The 20953-nt window shown below is 62.7% G+C and carries 13 protein-coding genes and 5 pseudogenes; 17 read left to right on the top strand and 1 reads right to left on the bottom strand.

What is annotated here, in order from left to right:
• Positions 1-156: 156 nt before the first annotated feature.
• The 7 genes and pseudogenes from AC5JJ6_RS29325 to AC5JJ6_RS29295 all read left to right on the top strand — a co-directional run bounded on the left by AC5JJ6_RS29325 (position 157) and on the right by AC5JJ6_RS29295 (position 6900).
• Positions 157-1470: pseudogene (locus tag AC5JJ6_RS29325) on the top strand (ABC transporter substrate-binding protein).
• An 11-nt stretch (positions 1471-1481) separates the two neighbouring features.
• On the top strand, positions 1482-2393 hold the full coding sequence (locus AC5JJ6_RS29320) for an NAD(P)-dependent oxidoreductase (protein WP_496045446.1): 912 nt from the start codon (positions 1482-1484) through the stop codon (positions 2391-2393).
• A gap of 205 nt (positions 2394-2598) precedes the next feature.
• Positions 2599-2872, top strand: a pseudogene (locus AC5JJ6_RS29315) (transposase); the annotation flags it as partial.
• 350 nt (positions 2873-3222) lie between these two features.
• Positions 3223-4155 (top strand): IS5 family transposase, encoded by a 933-nt coding sequence (locus tag AC5JJ6_RS29310; protein ID WP_496045445.1) that lies wholly within the window; start codon positions 3223-3225, stop codon positions 4153-4155.
• A 257-nt stretch (positions 4156-4412) separates the two neighbouring features.
• Positions 4413-4907: a hypothetical protein gene (locus AC5JJ6_RS29305; RefSeq protein WP_496045444.1), complete on the top strand. Its 495-nt coding sequence runs from the start codon at positions 4413-4415 to the stop codon at positions 4905-4907.
• A 276-nt stretch (positions 4908-5183) separates the two neighbouring features.
• Positions 5184-6144, top strand: a pseudogene (locus tag AC5JJ6_RS29300) (IS5 family transposase).
• A 141-nt stretch (positions 6145-6285) separates the two neighbouring features.
• Positions 6286-6900 (top strand): M23 family metallopeptidase, encoded by a 615-nt coding sequence (locus AC5JJ6_RS29295; protein WP_496045443.1) that lies wholly within the window; start codon positions 6286-6288, stop codon positions 6898-6900.
• A 775-nt stretch (positions 6901-7675) separates the two neighbouring features.
• Here the strand turns inward: AC5JJ6_RS29295 and AC5JJ6_RS29290 are convergent.
• Positions 7676-8871, bottom strand: a protein-coding gene (locus tag AC5JJ6_RS29290) for an IS3 family transposase (protein ID WP_496045442.1) whose coding sequence is annotated in 2 segments (ribosomal slippage) — positions 7676-8574 and positions 8574-8871 — 1197 coding nt in all. Because the reading frame shifts where the segments join, the coding sequence is not laid out codon by codon here.
• Between the two features lie 187 nt (positions 8872-9058).
• Between AC5JJ6_RS29290 and AC5JJ6_RS29285 the strand changes: the two genes are divergently transcribed.
• From AC5JJ6_RS29285 to AC5JJ6_RS29240, 10 genes and pseudogenes are all read left to right on the top strand, one after another.
• Entirely contained in the window at positions 9059-9655 is a 597-nt protein-coding gene (locus tag AC5JJ6_RS29285) for a recombinase family protein (protein ID WP_496045441.1), read from the top strand.
• A gap of 110 nt (positions 9656-9765) precedes the next feature.
• On the top strand, positions 9766-10671 hold the full coding sequence (locus AC5JJ6_RS29280) for a DNA adenine methylase (RefSeq protein WP_496045440.1): 906 nt from the start codon (positions 9766-9768) through the stop codon (positions 10669-10671).
• 221 nt (positions 10672-10892) lie between these two features.
• Positions 10893-12440, top strand: coding sequence for an McrB family protein (locus tag AC5JJ6_RS29275; RefSeq protein ID WP_496045439.1), 1548 nt, complete (start codon positions 10893-10895; stop codon positions 12438-12440).
• Positions 12441-13556 (top strand): annotated as a pseudogene (locus AC5JJ6_RS29270) (5-methylcytosine restriction system specificity protein McrC); the annotation flags it as partial.
• A 48-nt stretch (positions 13557-13604) separates the two neighbouring features.
• The gene (locus AC5JJ6_RS29265) at positions 13605-13766 is read left to right on the top strand and encodes a hypothetical protein (RefSeq protein WP_496045463.1); all 162 of its coding nucleotides are present in this window, start codon (positions 13605-13607) and stop codon (positions 13764-13766) included.
• Entirely contained in the window at positions 13763-15916 is a 2154-nt protein-coding gene (locus AC5JJ6_RS29260; protein ID WP_496045438.1) for an N-6 DNA methylase, read from the top strand. The genes AC5JJ6_RS29265 and AC5JJ6_RS29260 overlap by 4 nt, the downstream gene beginning before the upstream one ends.
• 210 nt (positions 15917-16126) lie before the next feature.
• On the top strand, positions 16127-16576 hold the full coding sequence (tnpA, locus tag AC5JJ6_RS29255) for an IS66-like element accessory protein TnpA (RefSeq protein ID WP_496045437.1): 450 nt from the start codon (positions 16127-16129) through the stop codon (positions 16574-16576).
• Positions 16576-16923 (top strand): IS66 family insertion sequence element accessory protein TnpB, encoded by a 348-nt coding sequence (gene tnpB, locus AC5JJ6_RS29250; RefSeq protein ID WP_496045436.1) that lies wholly within the window; start codon positions 16576-16578, stop codon positions 16921-16923. Before tnpA ends, tnpB begins: the two co-directional genes overlap by 1 nt.
• 96 nt (positions 16924-17019) lie before the next feature.
• Positions 17020-18566 (top strand): annotated as a pseudogene (gene tnpC / locus AC5JJ6_RS29245) (IS66 family transposase).
• A 202-nt stretch (positions 18567-18768) separates the two neighbouring features.
• Positions 18769-20157, top strand: coding sequence for a hypothetical protein (locus AC5JJ6_RS29240; RefSeq protein ID WP_496045435.1), 1389 nt, complete (start codon positions 18769-18771; stop codon positions 20155-20157).
• Positions 20158-20953: the final 796 nt, after the last annotated feature.

Raw genomic sequence — 20953 nt, 5'->3', positions numbered from 1 at the left:
CCCTTCATCATACCAGGCCTAGAAATCTGGTCTCCCCTCTGGGCGCTAGGGTCTGTGACCCGACTGTCTGGCTAACCTGTCTGGCTGGCTCCGATCCGGTCTCCACGTCCGTGCCCCTCTTGCTGCCTTGCCCGGGAGGAACGCCAGCGGGGCGGGATGTTGGCGGGGCGCGGCTGGCCGTTTTCCTCCGGTGGTGTAGCCTGGGCGGCAAGGTGCCCAAAGCGCCACACAGGAGGAAGACCGATGTCCAGGATCCGCAGGGCCGTCGCGGCCCTTATCACGCTGCTCGCGCCGTCGCTGGCACCTGCCCAAACCGCGGCCCCAGTCGTTTCTGACAACGTCGTGCGGGTCGGCGTGCTGACCGACGTCTCTGGCCCCTACGCCGATTTTTCCGGCCCCGGCTCCATGGTCGCCGCCCGGATGGCGGCCGAGGACCATGGCGGCCGCGCGCTGGGTAAGCCGATCGAAGTGGTTGGCGGCGACCACCAGAACAAGCCAGATGTCGGCGCCGCCCTGGCCCGCCGCTGGATCGACACCGACCGGGTCGACATGATCATCGACATGCCGAACAGCGCCGTGGCACTGGCGGTGTAGCAGGTGGGGCGGGAGCGCAACCGCATCATCATCAATACCTCGGCCGCCTCCACCGAACTGACCGGGCGGCAATGCTCGCCGGTCGGCTTTCACTGGGTGCTGGACAGCTACGCCCTGACCAGCGGCATCACCCACGCCGTCATGGCCCAGGGCGGCCGGAGCTGGTACTATCTGACGGTTGACTACGAGGGCGGCTATGCCCAGGAACGCGGCTCGGAAGCCGTGGTGAACGCCGAGGGCGGCCGGGTCCTCGGCCGGGCGCGGCATCCGCTAAACACGGGCGACTTCTCTTCTTTCCTGCTGCAGGCGCAATCCTCCCGCGCCCAAGTCGTGGCGCTGGCCAATGCCGGCACGGATACGGTTAATGCGGTCAAGCAGGCGGGCGAGTTTGGCCTGACACGGCAGGGCCAGCGGCTGGTCGGTTTCTTCGTCAACATCACCGACATCAAGTCGCTCGGTCTGGAAACTGCACAAGGCGTCGTCTCAGTGGATGCCTGGTATTGGAACCAGAACGAGGAATCCCGCGCCTTCGCCCGCCGCTTCGCTGAGCGTCATCGCGGCGTCATGCCGACGCAGTACCAGGCCGGTGTCTATTCCGGCGTTCGCCACTGGCTGAAGGCGATCGAGGCCGCCGGTACGGATGAGGCGATGGCGGTGGCGGCGAAGATGCGGGAGCTGCCGGTCGACGACGTCTTCGCCCGGGGTGGGCGGGTGCGGGCGGATGGCCGGCACGTGCATGACGTGCATCTGGTGGAGGTCAAGAAGCCCGGGGAATCGACTAGCCCGTGGGACCTCTACCGCATTCTCTCGACCGTCCCAGGCGAGCAGGCCTTCCGCCCGCTGGCCGAGGGCGGCTGCCCGCTGGTGCAGCCGTGACGGAAGCCACTATGAGGGAAGCATTGGGCTTCATCGGTCTCGGCGCCATGGGCGTGCCGATGGTCCGGCGCCTGCTTGAGGCCGGGCACCGGGTGCTGGCGCATGACCTCAACCCGGTGGCGCAGGCCGCCGCCGTCTCGCGCGGGGCGGAGGGACGCGACAGCCCCGCCGCCGTCGCTGGGGAGGCGGCCATCGTGTTGGTCAGCTTGCCGACGCCCGAGGTGGTGCGGCAGGTGGCGCTCGGCGTGGCCGGTCTAGCCGAAGGCGATGCGCTGCGGATCTATGTCGACCTCTCCACCACCGGGGCGCAGGCGGCGCAGGTGGTGGCGGCCGGCCTCGCGCCGCGCGGCGTCGTGGCGTTGGATGCCCCGGTCAGCGGCGGCGTCGCCGGGGCCGAGGCCGGCACGCTGGCGGTGATGGTGGCCGGCGACCGGGCGGCCTTCGACCGGGTGCGCCCGGTGCTCGAGGTGATCGGCGCCAATACCGTGCTGGTCGGCGGCCAGGTCGGCCAGGGCCAGACTCTGAAGCTGGTGAACAACCTGCTGGCGGCGACCACCTGGGCTGCGGCCTGCGAGGCGCTGGCCATGGGCGCCAAGGCCGGGATCGACCCCGAGTTGATGATCGACACAATCAACAAATCTTCCGGCCGCAGCTTTCCGGCCGAGCGCTTTGCCACCGGCCCGGTGCTGAGCCGGCGCTTCGACTTCGGTTTTCGGATGGAGCTGATGGCCAAGGACATGCGGCTCGCCCTACAGGAGGCCGAGGCGCTGGGGCTGGTGATGCCGACGAGCCGCGCCGCGCAGATGCTCTATGGCCTCGCCATGGCGGACGGCGGGGCCAATGGCGACGTCACCGAGTTGGTGAAGATCACCGAGGGTTGGGCAGGGAAGGAGATCGCCGCCGCCCGCCGCAACGAGGGCTAGCTCAGTGCCCTAGGGGTTTGTGATCGGACTCAGCGGCAACTGCGCAGAGTAATCGGCACCGTCAGCATAGCAGGAGTTGGCCGCTTGCCCCGGGTCCGGTAAATATCCGGAATGAGATCGGAAGCCGCTAGCTCCCTCTACGCCGGGTTCCGCTTTCCTGCCGAAGTCATCAGCCACGCGGTTTAAGAGCGTCTAACAATTTGGTTTGGCGTGTTTTGAGCGCAGGAGCAGGCCCCTTATCCCCGATGCGCTGTGGGCGGCGTGAAGCGCTACTGCCGCCGAAGCCGAGGGGCGGTCGGCCTCATCTGCCCGACCGCGCGGCCCTGACCGGCATCCTCTTCGTCCTGTAGTCGGAGATCCCGTGGGAGATGCTGCCGCAGGAGACGGGCTGTGGGCCCGGCATGACATGTTGGCGCCGCCTGCCCGACTGGCAGGAGGCGGACGTCTCGGACCGCCTCCTGCGTGCAGTCCTCGACCGTGCGGATAGGGGGACCCATTCGCGCCACGAGGGGTCACCCTCGGGATCATGGACAAAGACCTGATCGCCGTCTTCGAGGGCCTGAACGACACCCTGACGCTCATGAACCAGTCGCTCGCTACCCTGGCGCAGCGGCAGTTCGAGCAGGGCGAGGTGGGACAACATCGTCAAGCTACTGACGCCCAAGCCCCAGGAAGGCCCGTCCCTGACCGAGGTGGTGGAGCGGCTCGGGACCATCATCAAGAGTTCTGCAACTGCCCAGGTTGCAGCGCTTCGCGACCTGACTAGAGCCGTCAAAGCAGTCCCGTCTGAAACCACCGTAGTTCTGTCACAGAGGCAGTCTGGCTGCCCGTGATCACCTTCCGGAAGATCCTGGCGACCAACTCCGCTGAGTACGATGCCGCGCTGCGCGCCCGTGGCAGCCTGACTGTATGGTTCACGGCCGAGGCGATTGCAGGGTGGCGCGCCGAGGCGCGCACTGGCCGGGGTGGCCAAGCGAAGTACTCGGACCTGGCAATCGCAACCGCCCTGACGCTACGTGCCGTGTTCCGCCTGGCGCTGCGCCAAACCGAAGGCCTGATTGGCTCCATCCTGCAGCTGCTTGGCCTCGACCTTGCGGTGCCGGACCACTCCACCCTGAGCCGTCGGGCCGCGACGCTGGAGGTGCCGCGGCCACGCTGCGGGCGCGAGCCGGTGCACCTGCTGGTGGACAGCGCCGGTCTTCGGCTATGCGGTCCGGGCGGTTGGCTGGAGGAGAAGCACGGCACCAAGCGGCGCCGGGACTGGAAGATGCTCCACCTTGCCACGGACGCCGAAACCAGCCAGATCGTCACCTCGGCGTTGACCAGCAGGGATGCCGATGACGGCTCTCAAGTCGGCCCTTTGCTCGGCGGGGTCGATGGTTCCATGGCATCCCTTACCGGCGATGGAGCCTACGACCGAGACGGCGTCTATGCCGAGATTGCAGCGCGATATCCAGATGCGTTCATCATCGTCCTGCCTCGGGCGAATGCGGTGCCGAGCGGCACAGCTGAGACCGCGCCGACACAGCGGGATGCACATCTGCGCTGTATTGCCGAGCGTGGGCGCATGGGCTGGCAGCGGGCATCAGGATACAACTGGCTTGCCCTGGTAGAGGCGGACATCTCGAGATGGAAGCGCGTCATCGGTGACGGGCTACGCTTACAAACGGATGGGCGTCAGGCGACCGAAGTGGCCATCGCTGCCAAGGCGCTGAACCACATGCTCGAGCTTGGGCGGCCGGAGTACATCCGGACCGCATGATCCTAGAACCGAGCAGGGCTCAGTGTGTCCAGGCCGCTGACCCGTGCAACAAGATGTCGCGGTGTGCGACATCCTCTACAAGCCAGGCAGCAGCGGCCTGTCGCGCGGGCTCTAGCATTTCTCTTCGGGCTTGCCCTAAAGGGCAGACTGAGCTTCTTCGCATAGCAAGCCCGAGCGCAGCGCTCGAAACGTCATTTTGCGCTCGCAGATAAACCTACGCGCGCATATAATGGCGCCTCCGTAACGTGAGGTATTCAGTGTCGCGCCTGCGCTTTCTCGCCGCCATTGGAGCGGCCCTCCTGCTCGGCGCGGCACCATCGCGCGCCGATTGGCAATTCACCCGATGGGGAATGTCCGCTGACGATGCTGTCGCCGCCTCGCGCGGCAGCCTACGCCGAGTGCCATTCGATCAAAAATACTCACGCGCCGACTTGGCGTGCGTTGTAAGAGGAAACTACTCGGTAGACAGGGACTCCTTCGAGGCTTGGCTTTGCTTCGATGCGGCTTCCAAGCTTCAGCTTGTGGCGCTGGAGAAGGAGAGTTGCAGTCCGAACCTGTTCGACCGCTACCGTGCGGCGCTCGCCGCGCGCTACGGGACAGGTACCGGCGATCAGCGCAGCCAGTATTCCGAAAGGATCACTTGGACAGATGTGCCCGGCAACAACAGCATCGGCCTTTCCCGTTTCCCGCTGACCGAGCTTTGCATCATCGTGTATCGGCCTGGCGTCACCGGCCTGTCGCGCGGTCTCTAGCCTTCTTCCTCGGGCTTGCCCTCAAAGGGCAGCCCGAGCTTCTTCGCGTAGTAGGCGCGAGCGAAGCGCTCGACCTGTTCCTGCATGGCCGCGATGTTCTTCGAATCCATACGGCCAAGGCCGCGGATGCCGAGGTTAGGCGGCGGGCGGCGTTCGCAGCTACGGGTTGGGGCTGAGCTCCTCGGGGGCACTTTGTTGCAGGGGTCGGCGGCTTGGGCTGCTTCGGGTAGGGTGAAGCCGGGGCGAATCCCCCTCAACCCTCCAGGGACCGCCGTCGTGCCTTTCAAAACGAACGGAAATCGGCGCCACCATATTCCCAAGCAGAAGCACCGGGTCACCAACTGGACCGAGTACGATGCCGGGCTGCGCGCCCGCGGCAGCCTGACCGTCTGGTTCACGCTGGAGGCGATCGAGGCCTGGAGGGCCGAGCCGCGCACTGGCCGGGGCGGGCAGCCCACCTACTCCGCGCTGGCGATCGCCACCGCCTTGACCCTGCGGGCTATGTTTCGCTTGGCGCTGCGCCAGACCGAGGGCCTGATCGGCTCCATTCTACAGTTGCTTGGCCTCAACCTCGCCGTGCCGGACCACTCGACCCTCAGCCGCCGAGACGCTCGAGGTGGCGCGGCCGCGCTGCGGGCGTGAGCCCGTATACCTATTGGTGGACAGCACAGGACTACGGCTGTGCGGTCCCGGCAGCTGGCTGGAGGAGAAGCATGGCAGCAAGCGGCGCCGAGCCTGGCGGGTGCTGCACCTCGCTACCGACGCCGACACGGGCCAGATCGTCGCCTCGGTGCTGACCGACAGGGATGCTGACGACGGCTCGCAAGTCAGCCCCTTGCTCGACCGGGTCGATGGTTCGGTGGCGGCCTTCATCGGCGATGGTGCCTACGACCGGGACGATGTCGATGCCGAGGTCGCGGCACGCCATCCCGAGGCGGCCGTCGTCGTCCCGCCACGCGCGAGCGCGGTGCCGAGCGTCGCAGCCGAAACCGCGCCGACGCAGCGGGATGCGCACTTGCGATGTATCGCCGAACGCGGCCGCATGGGTTGGCAGCGCGCGTCGGGCTATAACTGGCGCGCCCTGGTAGAGGCCGACATCTCCCGGTGGAAACGCGTCATCGGCGACTGGCTTCGCTCGCGAACGGATGGGCGACAGGCGACTGAGGTGGCCATCGCCGCCAACGTGCTGAACCGTATGCTCGAGCTTGGGCGGCCCGAATACGTCCGCGTCGCCTGATCGCAAGCGCAGGCGGGGACGAATGCGTCCAAGCCCCTGACCCATGCAACACGCTGGCCTGGTACTCCACAAAAACAGGTGCCAACGAGACTGTTTTGAGTTTTATGTTGCGATGGTGAAGGTAGAAGCCGGGGAAATCAAATGCCGCTCTATAATCCGCTCGCCGTCATGCGCCTCCGCAGCGACCAAGGCGTCCAACATAAAGTTTCACACGCAGCTTACGGTAAGGTTCGAAACAACAATACGAAGAACCATCAGGGTTGGGATCTTTATGCTCCAGAAGGCACAGATACTTTTGCTATCGCTGAGGGTGTTGTTTTGTGGATAGAACCCAATGACGTAGGCGACTACGGGAAACAGGTTCTTATTCAATTCAATCTTATCGGTTCGTCCGATCAAAGCAGTTCAGAAACTCGATATGCATTCTATGCCCACTTAAGCGAAGTGTTGGTCAAATCCGGAGATTTCGTGAAAGCCAAACAGGTCATTGCTAAGACTGGACTCACTGGAAATGCAAAGAAAACCAAAAACTATCCGCATCTCCACTTCGAGATCCGGGATACGAGCAAACAGCTTGGAAAGGGGCTTGTTGGGCGGGTCGATCCGGCCACGGTGCTAGGCTATTATCTATTAAGCGCAAATTCGGCACAGATTGGTGGCATTGACGACAGTGTAGAGATGGTCTGTCGGGCATCGACGACCCCATTGCCTGTGGACCGCAGTCCTCCGCTTGGCTCGAATGGGAGACAGCCTTAATCCTGGCTGACTGTCTGATTGAACGTCCAGCTCTTGCTGCCAAGGTTGGGGTTCATGCCGTCAATGTGGGGATCCGGACACGGCTGTGGCCCTCATGGCCCGGCTTGGCGCCTCCCGGCTTGCCAAGATCGGCCGGATACCAGGTCGAACACAGGATTGCGCTCGTGCTCTCGATGCCTGCGTCGCTTATTCGCCTTGACCCGCAGGGGGCATCCACACATGCGATAAACCCCCCTTACCGCAAGTGATGCAGGGCTTGCCGCAATCACGGGAAAGCGCCAAGCATAGCGGTTGCAACCACTGCGGATTGCAACGTCCGATCCGCGGCTGATAGGTCGGGATGACAGGGACTTGGTATAAGTCCCTTTCCCTTCGAGAATCGGGCCATTCGCGGCAGCACTTCACGTTCAGCCAAGTTGGGCCGAACTTGGCGGCTCGTCCCGATAGCCAGCTTCACTGTTAAGGGCCACAAGCGTCCATGGAATGTGGACTTTGTCAGCCAAGGTGGGGAACTTGGACTCGTTGATACCAAGTCCCGTTGATCTCAACCTATTGGCGACGGAGGACAGGCCAGCCGAGTTGTCGGATCATTGGTGCGAGGCTTGGATGAGTTGATCGCCGAGACTAGGTGCATTCAGCCCCTAACGGATTTCGAATGGGCTCAATAGGTCAGTCCGTAGTCAGATAAGTATGATGCTTTCGCCTGGATGGCTGACAGAGTCCACAACCCTGCCCTGCTGAAAGCTGATCCTCCCCGGTTTGGGTGGACGGGGGTTTAGCTTGCCATACGCTGCTCGGCCTGTTCGGGGGTGAGATAGCCGAGGGCCGAGTGCATACGGGCTCGATTATAATAACCTTCGATATAGGCGAACAGCTCACGGCGGGCATCGTCACGGGTTGCCCAACGCTGCTGGTGGACGAGTTCGATTTTAAGGGTGTGGAAGAAGCTCTCTATGGGCGCGTTGTCGTAGCAGCAGCCCTTGCGGCTCATGGAGGCGACCGCGCCGATCGTGGTGAGCTGCGCGACGTAGGCCTCGGCCGCATATTGGCTGCCGCGGTCCGAGTGTTGGAGCAGGCCTGCCCCCGGCCTCTGTCGCTGTACCGCCATCATGAGAGCCGAGAGAGTGAGTTCGACCCGCATATGGTCGCGCATCGCCCAGCCGACCACCTTCCGGGTGGCGAGGTCGAGGACGGCAGCGAGATAAAGCCAGCCTTCGCCGGTTGGAATGTAGGTCAGATCGGCAAGCCATACACGGTTGGGGGTCGGCGCCTCAAAGCGCTGAGCCAGGAGGTTCGGCGCGACCGCAAGGTGATGGCGGCTGTCGGTGGTGCAAGGCCGGAAGCGGCGCCCGGCCAATGCCCGGATGCGGTGGCGGCGCATGAGGCGCTCGACGCGGCCTCGGCTGCACCGGTGACCCTCGAGCCGCAGGGCGGCATGCATGCGTCGGCTGCCGTAGCGGCCCCTGTGTCGGGCCTGGAGGCGCCGGATCTCGTCCACGAGGGCGCGGTTCTCAATCGAGCGCGGGCTCTCGGGACGCAACCGCCAGGCGTAGTAGCCGCTCGGCGAGACCTCGAGCACGCGGCACATGAGGCGCACCGGATAGGTGGCGGCATGCTGCTCGATAAAGGCGAACCTCACCTCGGCACCTCCGCGAAGATGCCGATGGCTTTTTCTAGCACGTCGCGCTCCATCCGCGTCCGCTCGAGCTCGCGTCGCAACTTGGCATTCTCCGAGGCGAGGTCGGCGGGAGACGGAGCCGCCGGTCCCGTGGCCGCGATCGATCCCGTCGGCTGCCCGGCACGCGGGCGAGCGGGATCGCCGTTGTGGGCCGCCCGCCAATGCCGCAGCATCGAGGGTTGGATGCCCAGCTCCGCCGCGACCCGCGCAAGCGGTCGCCCACTGCCCTGCAGCAGGGCAACAGCCTCACGCTTGAACTCCAGGGTGAACTCCCGTCTTGCTTTCGCTGCCATCGGATCACCTGCCTCGCTCCTCAAGAGCGTATCAGAGGTGTCCACCCAAACCGGGGAGGATCAGAGGGCCGGTCTTGGAGGCAACGGACGCTTACCCCAAGGTCGGTACCCCTCCCGCGAAACCCGTGCTTTTCCTGTTGCAGAAACCTATTGCCTAAGCGAGTCTCTAGGCACCTACCCTACCGCCATGATGGAGTCGCTTTTGCTTTTTGGCTATGTGCGCGTCTCGGTCGAAGAGCAAGGATCAGATGCTCAAGTCAAAGCACTAAATGCAGCCGGCTGTTCGTGCCTATTTACCGAACACGCCTGCGGTGGACGTTGGGATCGGCCAGAACTTCAACGACTGCTTGGGCAGCTTAGGCACGAGGACGTCGTCGTGGTTTGGAAGCTCGATTGCCTGTCCCGATCGCTTAAAGATCTCCTGCACGTCATGGACCAGATTGAGTGCGCTGGCGCTGGTTTTCGATCGCTCACGGAGGCCATCGACACGACCACTCCAGCCGGTCGAATGATGATGAAGATGTGCGGATCATTTGCGGAATTCGAACGAGCGATGGTTCGAGAGCGAACGAGCGCCGGCCTGATTGCTGCCGTAGCTCGTGGACGGAGAGGCGGCCGCAGACCCAAGCTGACCCAAGAGCAGCGGGCCGAAATCTTGGAAATAGTGATGACTGGACGAGGGACGGGCGCCGAAGCTGCTCGCCAATTCAAGGTCAATCCCGCAACAATCAGTAGGCTGGTTTCTGCCGCCCGGCAGGTCGGCACTCAGCGAATCGCAAGCTAAGCTCAGGTGCCTGAGCAACAACCATCTTCACACCCATTCGGACACCAACGATCTTGACAAAAGAGTTTAGTTCTCCGTTGCGACGGCCCACAATCACAGCAAGTGAAGACATGCCATTTACTACCATGGCTACCAAGATGGCGCCGTCAAGCTCTTGGCTTCCGGGCCTAGAGGGCCTAGAGCTTGAAAAGAGTGTCAAGCCATTCTTGCGATGGGCTGGCGGTAAAACAAGGTTAATGCCATCACTCCTTCCTCATTTTCCTGGCCGGTTCAAAAACTACTACGAGCCGTTTCTTGGCGCCGGTTCAGTCTTTTTCACTGTTCGGCAGCGGGCAACAGGGCGCGCGTTCTTGTCTGACTTAAACGGTGAGTTGATAAACGTATGGAAAATTGTCCGCGAACAACCGGATGATTTTCTACATGCATTAACTGCATACGTAGGCCGAGACAGTGAAGCCGATTACTACCTAATTCGGAGCGAAACACCTATAAATCCGATAGCACGCGCTGCTCGGTTTTTTTACTTGAACCAGACTTCGTGGAATAGCTTGTGGCGAGTCAATCGGTGGGGCGTATTCAATGTGCCATGGGGCGCTAGACCCTTTCGAGGCATCGACCGTTCAACTATACTCGACATAAGTTCGGTGCTGGTTTCAACAGACATCGAAGAGCTCGATTTCAGAGAAGCTCTCAAAAAGCCTCGCCGCGGTGACTTTGTCTATTTAGATCCACCATACCTTCCGGTCTCCGACACAAGTAAATTTGCCGGGTATACCGAGACTAGGTTCCGACTTGCCAGCCTTGCCGATCTGGCCGCTGGGTGTGAAGATTTATCCCGCCGTGGAGTAATGTGGGTTCTTTCGAACCGCGATACATCCACCGTACGAGAGTTGTTTTCTTTCGCGAATGTCATACGTCTAACCACGCGGCGATCAGTTGCAGCCCAGAATCGCAGGGATGTCGAACCTAGCGCTTCGCCTGAAGTAATAATTACCGGATCGGATTACAAAAAATGAACCTCCGCGAAGTTCAGGCAGTATTTTTTTGGCGATATGGAAAGGCTGCTTTTGCAGCTACTTACGGCCGCATTTCTGGAAGTACAAAATATTCTAAAGATTTTCTGCAGTCTCCAGCTGCGCAATACCCCGTCATAGATAGAACCCTTGGCAGAACCGGTAATGCGTCAGTGCCCGTTAGCCATGTATGGCCTGGCGGTGAGAGACCCGGCGAATGGCGAATGTCCGCCGCTGAAGGAGACCTTCGAGGCCAGCTTTCCTGGCTACCAATGAGTGAGTCTCCGTTGCCATGGAGAGTTGGTGATCCTGCTGCCGATTTATCGATAACGATTCCTGGTACTCCACATATAACGACCGAGGCAGGAGCGGATGCCGAGTTCCATTCCCTTTTTGCAAAAAACTTAAACCCGTGGATTGTATCGATTAAATTAAGAGACGACGGTAACAACCTGCATGCTCGGGCATATCTTGGAAATCCTCCTGCGGGGCAGGAAGGAAGAGGCATAGCAACTCTTCCTAAACTGGTCCGCGACGCAATCAACGCTCTTCCCAACAACGTTGGTGGTGGAGCCGTAACTTTCGAAACTCCACCGCCGCCCGCGATTAGGGCGAAGGAGCTATTTCAGCAAATAACAGATTCGCTCTACCGCGACCCGAACGTTTTGCTAGTTGGTCCACCTGGCACCGGAAAAACCGTAGCGCTTGAGGACCTCCGCGCTGAGTTCCTCAGCCAAGCCGGGCGAGTATTTTTTGACACAAAGGCCTGGGATTACGCTTGGAAAGAAATCAGTGCTGACGACCGCCGGGCTTTGACCGTCGTTTTCCACCCCTCCTATGGGTACGAGGACTTTGTAGCGGGCCTTTTGCCCTCGATGGTTGCAGACGGTTTCAAACTGACGGCACGGCCTGGTCCGCTCGTCTCGCTAGCTCATTGGGCTACGGGTGCGCCGCAACGTCGAGCGATGCTGATCATTGACGAATTTAATCGAGGACCTACGGCAGCGATATTCGGGGACACTCTTGCTCTCTTGGACGCTGACAAGCGCCTAGATCGGCCTGAAGGTTGGGGCGCAAAAATTACCAGACCATATCCGCGCGAAGCCATGAATGTTGAGCCGACTTATGCAAACGCGGGTAGGGAGACTGCTGTCGCTACAGAGTTCGGTCTACCTGCTTCCCTTTCAATTGTCGCCGCGCTCAACAGTAGTGACCGCTCAGTTACTCCCCTCGACGCGGCGTTAAGGCGCCGATTCGCAATTATCTCTGTACCGCCGGATTATAACGCGCTTGCACGGCACTTTGGTATCTCGGACATTAGGCTAAACGAAACGTTTGCGCCATCCGACTCGAATCCGGCGAACTGGTCCAAGGAGGAAGTTAAGAGACTGCTGGTTTTAATGCTCCGAAGCCTCAACAGCAGAATTAGCCTAGTTCTTGGAACTGACTTTCAACTCGGGCATGCCTTGTTGTGGCCGGTCGCAGGCACAACAGTTGAGGAACTGACCCGAGCGGCAGCGCATGCATTTGATGACAGGATTGGAGCAACGCTGCGCCTGACTTTCACCGATCAAGACGAAGCATTAGCGGCCATCCTTCGAGCAGGCGACTCTGGTGCCTCACAGGCACCAACTCAATCCGCCGTGGGCGTTTCCCGATGGCACATACCGGCCGACGACATGCAAACAGTTTCTTATCCGCGGTTGGAAATCGTGCCGCAGGCTAGGCGCCCATTTGAAGAGGTGCTTGTAGCCTTTTGGGGCTTGTTATAAATGTACGGTGATTCTCGATTGCTGCCTTGTGTAGAAGGGGAGCCAATATGGGTAGATGCCGCGACGCGTGCTGAAATAAACTTGGCATTTACCAGATTGAAATCGGTGCTTCGCTTTAGGTCATGGCCCTTATCTGATGCTAGTGCAGGTAAGCTTATAATTCAGGGTGTTGTTGGTGCGATCAGCCTGTCCGGCGGCCGAACGTTGGAGGTCACGCCCAAGACAGAGCCAGACGGCGATTGGGTTGCTTCAATCCTGAGCCTTTTACTTGGGCCTGATCGCATTGATGCAGCGGGAGAGCGAAGTGGCGGATTATCGGGGGAGCGAAAGTCTCTTTTGCCCCTGCTAGCTGCGATATACGCCACTAGGCTGGAGCGGGCTTTGCGTCGAGACGGGCCGCTTCTACTGATTCAACAGCATAAGAGCATACGGACCGCGCTCCGGGGGAAATTGGATGCAAGCAGCTGGCTGCGGCATGCGCTCCACCGACCTCATATTTTTCCTACCGAGTTAAGCCATTTGACTGCCGATAACGCGTTCACAAACGCAATGGCGGCCGTGGCTGGCCAGCTCTCCAACTACGCTGGCTCGCCAAATATTCGCGCCCGTCTTCTTGCTGCGCAAAAAGACTTACGACCCGGTCTGCCGCCCAATGCTGCCTCATCGCTGCCTGGTGTCGAGCTTCGGCGTTTACCATCCCAATGGCTCTCGTACGATCCAGCGTGGAAGATCGCTAGCGCGATATTAGCCCGTCGGTCGCTGTTAGGCCCTAGCGGACGGCGAGAAGCGGTCTCAGTCGCCATCGAGGCGTGGCCGCTCCTTGAGCGTCTGCTACAGCGTGGTCTTCGCGCCGCCGCTCGGATCTCGTCGGCTCATGGCCGTTCGATCACCGCGGTTCCCAAGCGGAACGTGCCGCTACTCGTGCAGCCGTGCGGCATTGCTGCTGGGGAGCGGCTAGTGGTGCCAGACGGCGAACTTGCCGAGGGCGGTCGGACCATCGCAACATTCGAGGCGAAGTACGCGGACTTCGTACCGGGCTCGAAGGTGTGGCCACGGCGCGAGGACTACTTCCAGGCTCTCTGCACCGCGTCAGCGTGTGGAGCGCCCCTCTCGGTACTGGTCTACCCAGGGCGCTTCGAGGCTGCCTGCTGGCAGGTCCCCTCGATGAGCGGGGCGCCGGGGCGGGTGGTCGCCCTGGGACTTGGCCTCTTCTCCTACCGTGCGGGATCCGGTGACGACGAGTTAGGACACCGAATCTTCTCCGTCCTCGACATGAAGGCAGGGGCCTGGGAGGCTGGGGTACAGTCCGACGCGGTGGCAACATGACGAAGCAGGCATGGGAGGAAGTGTGTGCAGCGGCGGCTCGGCTGGCCGGCGAACCGCAAACTGCGCGTAGGCTCGCAAATCTGTCCATGATCGCGGCGGCGGTGCATGCACCGAACCATTATCATTATGGCATTCCACATGTTTGGGGCGGCACGACGCTCGCTGCGATGCTGCCGCGTGTAGTTCTGCATCCGCTCCCGCGTCTTCGGGCACAAGACGCGGCCTGGGACCGACTGGCAGCTGCCGCAGCGCGAGTGGCCCCCGTCGTCAACGCACCGGCGGCGCTTGAGGCATGGGTGGCGGAGTGGCAGGCGGCGGGCGAAGGTCGCAAGTCGCAAGGCGCTTATGCAACACCCACCGAGCTCGCCGACCAACTCGCCCGCCTCACACTGAAGCCTCTTTTAAAAAGAAGGACAGTGCGTGTTGTGGATCCGAGCGCGGGAGCGGGCTCTTTGTTGCTTGCGGCGCTCCGCGTCTTGGCGGGCTGCGGCGGGCCAGCAAGGCAGCGCACCGTCGCTCTCCACCTCTACGGTGCTGAGCTGGACCCAGATGCCAGAGAGCTTTGCTGTCATCTCCTATGGCTCGCGTCTGGCGCCCTCCCCTCGGACCTGCCGCTTATCGCTGCGAACATCGTAGTCGGGGACGCGCTATCCTCCGACTGGTGGGCAGAAAAAGCACGTGCTCCCTTTGACGCCCTTCTGATGAACCCGCCTTGGGAATCTCTTCGCCAAGCACTGCCCGACGGCCACTCAGCCGCAGAGGCGAGGAGAGCAATTGCGGAACGCCTCTCCGAGCAACGACCAGGCGCTCCAGATCTGCCTCCGCTCTTCAGCGCCCAGGGCCGCGGCGACAAGAACCTGTACAAGGGCTTCGTGGAACTCGCCCCGCACCTGCTCCGCGGCGGCGGCCGCCTAGGTGCATTGATTCCGGCAGCTCTGGCGTCCGACGCAGGGATGGCGCCGCTTCGGCGGCGCTACCTTGAGCAGATGTCCTTAGAGCGCTGGTCGGTGATCGAGAATGTCGACAAGCTGTTCCCCATCGACAGTCGCTACAAGTTCGGCGTCCTCGTCGGCACTCGATCGGACGCCGGCACACAAGCGTTCGGCGTCCGTGGCATGTGTACTAAGCTGGTGGAGCTCGGCGCCGAGCATGTTCTCGTCCAGCGGCGGCACTTAGAGCAGCTCGGTGGCATCGGCAGCATGATACCCGAAGTTCGCTCCCAGCAAGATCTTCAAATCCTGTCCCACATCGCAGCAGTCGGTTCGCCTTTCTTCGAAGGCGGCAGCCTTGGGAAGGTGCACTACACGCGCGAGGTGGACCTCACACTCGATCGCGCAAAGGGGCTGTTTACGCGCTGGGAGGATGCTTCGCCATCGACGCGCGGAACAACGCCGGTCCAGCGCGTTGCAAGGCGGAATTTGGTGCCCTTGGTGGAAGGCCGCATGGTGGGGCAGTACGATTTTTTCCAGAAGAGCTGGATCAGCGGCTCTGGCCGGACAGCTCGGTGGGAGTCGAATAGCAACCGGTCGTTGTCCTCGTGCCGTCCTCAGTTCGTCATCGCGCCGCGTACTGGTACCGAAGCGCGCGTGGCCATCTGCGATGTGACTTCCGCCACGAACACACGGACAATCCATGCCACGCTCGTCCCAGACGCATGGTGGTGCGGCAACACCGCGCCCGTGCTCGTGTTCAGGGACAGGACGACCGCACTCGTGGGCTTGGCGGTGCTCAACTCGATGATTTTCGACTGGATTGCTCGGCGCTTGGTGTCCGGCCTGCACCTCAACAAATTTTACCTAGAAGCCATGTGGTGGCCGAAGCTTGAAGAAGTGGACTTGCAGCGGCTCGCCGCCGCCGCGCTCACGCTCTCCGATGCCAACCCGCGCTTCGGTGAGGCCGGATTCGAAAGTTACTTGCAGAACCGCGGCGAGGCGGAGGACCCGGTCCGTGCGCACGTCTTGATTGAGCAGACTGTGGCACGCAGCTTTGGACTTACGCGGGCAATGGTAGAAGCCATGCTTGATGAAGACCGTTCAGATCGACGCGGGATGTGGCGCTTCTACGCCGCAGAACCCTGGGCACGGGACGTCAAGCGAATGGTTCTGGACCTCTCTTGCCCCCCGCGAGGTAGGGTCCAGCAGGCCGCTTAGGCGTGCGTGTCGGCCTTGGCGCCCGCGATTATCATCTGACAAAAGCTTTTTTGTTGAGATAGGTGATGACCGTTCCTGTCTCGGTGGCCTCCTTGGCACTCACCTCCAGCTTTCGCGGCTGCGGCTTCAGCCGCACCACGTTCGGACCGCGGTAACCGTCAGCTGTTGCCCGCCTTGAGGTGAAGGCTGCTTTTGACTGATGTCGTGGGCATGGCAGACGACATGGACATGGCGGCTGAGCTCGTAGGCGACGCTTACGAGGCGCGTAAGGGTTCGGTACGGCGTGGTGCCGGCTCCGGGGTTGAGGTCCGGGTTCGGACGGTCCGCCGGCGTAGCTGGTCGGCCGAGGACAAGCTACGGATCGTGAGCGAGACCTTGGTGCCTGGCGCGGTGGCCAAGGTGGTGGCGGACCGGCACGGCATTGGCACCGGGCTACTGTCCACTTGGCGGCGCGAGATGCTGGCCACGGCCATGTCGGGCTTTGCCCCGGTCGCGGTCGTGCCGGAACCTTCGCCGGCCGCGACGGTCGCGCCGGTAAAGGTGGACGTGGTGCCTGGTCTGCTCGAGGTGACGTTCCCGTCCGGGACGACGGTACGCATCAGCGGTGCGGTGGATCCGGCAATGCTGCGGGTTCTGCTGGCGGAGCTCGGTGGGCGTTGATGTTCGGGCCGCCGCCCGGGACGCGGGTATTCCTCGCCTGCGGCGTGACCGATATGCGGAAGGGCTTCGACGGGCTGGCGGCGCAGGTGCAGACGGTGCTGGCGCAGGATCCCTATGGCGGCGCGTTGTTCTGCTTTCGCGGCCGCCGCGGTGACCTGTTGAAGATTCTGGTCTGGGATGGACAGGGCCTAATCCTGCTCGCCAAACGTTTGGAACGTGGCAAGTTTATCTGGCCGCAGGCGGCGAGTGGCGTGGTGTCGCTGACGCCGGCGATGCTTTCGATGCTGCTGGAGGGGATCGACTGGCGGATGCCGGCCTGGACGGCACGGCCGGAGACAGCCGTGTAGCTGGATGCCGATTCCGAATTGCCTGGGGCATGCCGCTGGCTAGAATTGGCCGGTGGATACCGCGCCGTACCCAACGCCGATGCCGAGATCGCCGCGCTGCGCAGCCTGCTGGCGGAGCGGGACGCGGCGCTGGCCGAGCGCGATGCGCTGCTGCTGAACAGCCGGCTCGAGATCGACAAGCTCAAGGTGCAGCTGGCCCGCGCCCGGCGCGAGCAATACGGCCAATCCTCGGAACGGCTGACGGCGGAGGTCGGCCAGCTGGAGATGCTGATCGGCGACCTGGAGGAGAACCAAGCCCAGGCCGCTGCCGCGGCGAAAGCGGCGCTCACGACGCCGACCAAGCCGCGCCAGCAGCCCGTCCGCAAGCCGCTGCCAGCGCACCTGCCGCGCGAGACCGTCCTGCACGAGCCGGTGTTGGCCTGCCGCTGCGGCTGCACCGACCCCGCCCGGCTGACCCGGTTGGGCGAGGATGTCACCGAGGTGTTGGAGAAGCTGCCGGCTCGGCTGAAGGTCATCCGCCATGTCCGGCCCCGCTACGCCTGCCGGTCGTGCGAGACGGTATTGCAGGCCCCGACGCCGGACCTGCCGGTGGAGCGCGGCCGCCCCGGCCCCGGGCTACTCGCCCATGTGCTGGTCTCGAAATACGTCGACGGCCTGCCGCTCTATCGGCTCTCCGGCATCCTGGCGCGCGAGGGCGTCGAGATCGAGCGGCAGACCTGGCCGACTGGGTCGGCCATGCCGCCTGGTGGCTGCGGCCGCTGGCTGAGGCGATCGGCCGCCATGCCCTGGCACAGCGGGTGCTCTGGACCGACGACACGCCGATCCGGGTCCTGGCGCCGGGCCGCGGCAAGACCCGCGAGGCGAGGGTCTGGGTCTATGCCCATGATCCAAGGCCCTGGAACGGGACCGGACCGCCCGTGGCGTTCTACCGCTACTCGGCGGACCGCAAGGGCGAGCGTCCCCAGGGCCACCTGGCCGGGTTCCAGGGCTGGGTCCATGCGGATGGCTTTGCCGGCTACAACGCGATCTGGCGGCCGCAGCAGGGCCAGCCACCAGCGGTCCAGCATGTCGCCTGCTGGGCGCACGCCAGGCGCTACCTGTTCGACGAGTTCGAGCGCACCAGATCGCCGATCGCCGAGGAAGGCCTGCAACGGATCCAGGCGCTCTACGTCATCGAGGCCGAGATCAATGGCCTGTCACCCGAGCAGCGCCACGCCGAGCGCCAGGCCCGCAGCAAGCCATTGCTGGCCGCGCTGCAGGACTGGATGGAGGCGCAGCGGCGCCGGCTGTCCGGCAAGTCCGACCTGGGCAAGGCGTTGCAATACGCCCTGGGTCGATGGGATGCGCTGATGCGCTACCTGGACGACGGCCGGCTCTCGATCGACAACAACCTGGCGGAGCGCCTGCTGCGCGGCATCGCCATGACCAGGAAGAATTTTTTGTTCCTTGGCAGCGACGCAGGCGGCGAACGTGCGGCCGTTATCTACACCATCGCCGAGACCGCCAAGCTCAATGGCCTCAACCCAGAGGCCTACATCACCACCGTGCTCGACCGGCTGGCGAAGGGACACCCCGCCAGCAAAATCGATGACCTGCTGCCTTGGAACCTCAGCCCAAAAGCTCAAGCCGTGGCTGTAAGCTGACCCTTACTGAAAGACGCGCCAGTGCAGCGTTGCGCTCGCTATGTCATTTATTGCATTATCGTTTTGATGGGCCGAAGATGGCGCCGATTTGGAGAGGTTCCTTCGTGCAGCGCATTGCTACCCCCCGCCCACTGGCGACTTCGTCACCCGGCATGTTCGCCCGGCCGGGCAGTTCACCTTTGGCAACGGGAGACCTGCGGAGGTGAGAGACGACCCCTTTCGCCGTCTCCGCGACGAGTTCGAGCAAGCGTGCAATGCCTCTATCGGCGTAACCGAAGGGAAGATGAAGGACGCCGTCCGGCAGGTTCTGCCGCTCATCGAGGAGGTGGTGCGCGAGCCATCCCTACTCAGCGACGACCGCGCTCGCGTTGCTTGGCTCGGGAAGGAAGTACAGAAGCGGGTGAGAGCCGCCAGCTACGCATTGCCTGCCGCCTTCGTTTCGGGGGATCGGCTGCTCGCGGCCGATGACCCGGAGTGGTACGCTAGCCTCGTGCGCGCGCAGCGCAATCCGATCGATGAGCACGTCGTGCCCCTCAAGTGGCAGGTGCCTGGGGTCGAGTTTTTGAAGGATCCGGCAGCGTACTTCGACGGCGCCTTCACGGCGGCTATGGTGGCTCCACGCTGCCTCGTGCTCGGCACCGAGGACAGAGTGCTCTCGCGCCTGCGCCATCCCTGCCAAGGGTTTACCTTCGAGGGCAGAGGGCGCATCGACGGGCGCCCATTTCTTCGCTATGCTCCAGACAATCTCTCAAGGCGGGCAACCAAGCCGATCCGCGTGTTCCGGCTTCAGGACGGGTCCGAGTTATCTGACCTTGCGAACTACACCATGTCCGCCTGGGAGGTGGAAATGGCGCGCTACTGCGCCTTCGCCGAAGCTTTCGTCTTTCATCGCCGCTTCTCAGCCACTTGGCGCGAGATGTTGCCCGAGGTGGCAGCGATGCTGCGGTCGTGGAAGTCGCCGGTACGCCATAAGCCTCATTGCGTCGAGGAGTTCGCCTCGCTTAAGGCCGGGCATTTTGACAAGGACGAGCTGGAGGAGATTACTGGCCTCGCTGGGAAGCTTTTGGCCAGGCCCTCCAATCCGGATGCGGGATCTGGAAAGGCTATCGTGCTTCCCGAGGGCAACATGCGAGTTACGATCGACATCGTCGGCCCTGGCAACAAAGGCTTGTTACGGCTCAACATCGGTGCGGAGCGTAGCCGGTTTGAATTTTACACAGTCAGTGGACCCAGGCTCGGTAAGCGATCAATGTTCGCTTGCGGGCGGGCATGCCTCGACCAGCTGCGAAATACCCTGGCGAGCAAGGCCCGCCTGAAACTCAAACCCCGTTTGACCGACGTGAAACGCGAGGAATTGGAGCGGCAGGCCAGGAGCGCGGGCCCAGACGAAGCGCGAGCCGCGCGTGATGCTGCATCCAGACTTGGGCCAGGCTTCGGCTACTATCTCGAGCGCGAGCCTGGCATGGAGGCGAAGGACACCGTCATCGAGGCTTTGCCGAAGGTCATCGACGCGATCGAGATCCTCTATCCTAAGTGGCTTGCGATGATGCGCTGGGAACTGGATGGCCCAGCGCTGCCGGAAGCTCCCTAGTTGCCCTCCCTGACCTGACGGTGAAAGCTGCACTGTTGGCCGACGACCGACTACTGAGCCACCTCCGGGCCACGCCGGCACCAGTCGCGCCGGCAGAGGATCTGCTGGAGCGGCTGAAGGCCTTGCTGCCAGGCGCCGCCTTGCCTTCGGCAACATTGCATGCCTCGCAGATGACGCTGGCGTCGAAGGCGACAACACACGATGCTAGACGCTGACGGATTTCGCTCGCCCCTGGATGCGAGCGGCTCCAACTAGCCTCGAGATCCGGCGGAAGGCATGGTTAATGTAGCCTCCAAAATGGTCATGGTGCTCGATGGCCTCGTACATCGCCGCACCGTTCGGGGAAAGGAAGATGATGTCGGGCTTCGCCCGCTGGCAGCAAGGACAGATCCAGGTGGGTGGCAGCTGTGCCCAGGTGGAATTCATCTGTAGGCTGACAGCCCCGAGGCGGCGCACAGCCTCGATGGTGACCTCGGACTAGACCCCGTCCGCAACGTCGCGGAGCAACCCCTGGGCGTGCTGCGGCCGCCTCTCCGCGGTTATCTGCCGTACCTGGCCGCGCCAGCCGAGCAACGCCTCGACCAGCTCATTGGTGTTGGCGGCAATGAAACGCTTCGTCCGCTTCAGATCGTTGAAATCCGGCGTGGGAGAATCCGGAAGGTAGAAATTCTTACTTTCATGTTCCGGCCGGACCGACGTCGACCGCAAACCAGAGCGGCGCTTCGCCCGCCCTGGCGTTAGCGGCGGCGAGGTTGGTCCTGGTGGTTCTGTTGCATCTTTTGCGACCTTGCGGGAT

Source organism: Skermanella sp. (genome assembly GCF_059503625.1).
Note: the sequence above shows the minus strand (reverse complement) of the source record. Positions and strands in the feature narration are given on the sequence as shown.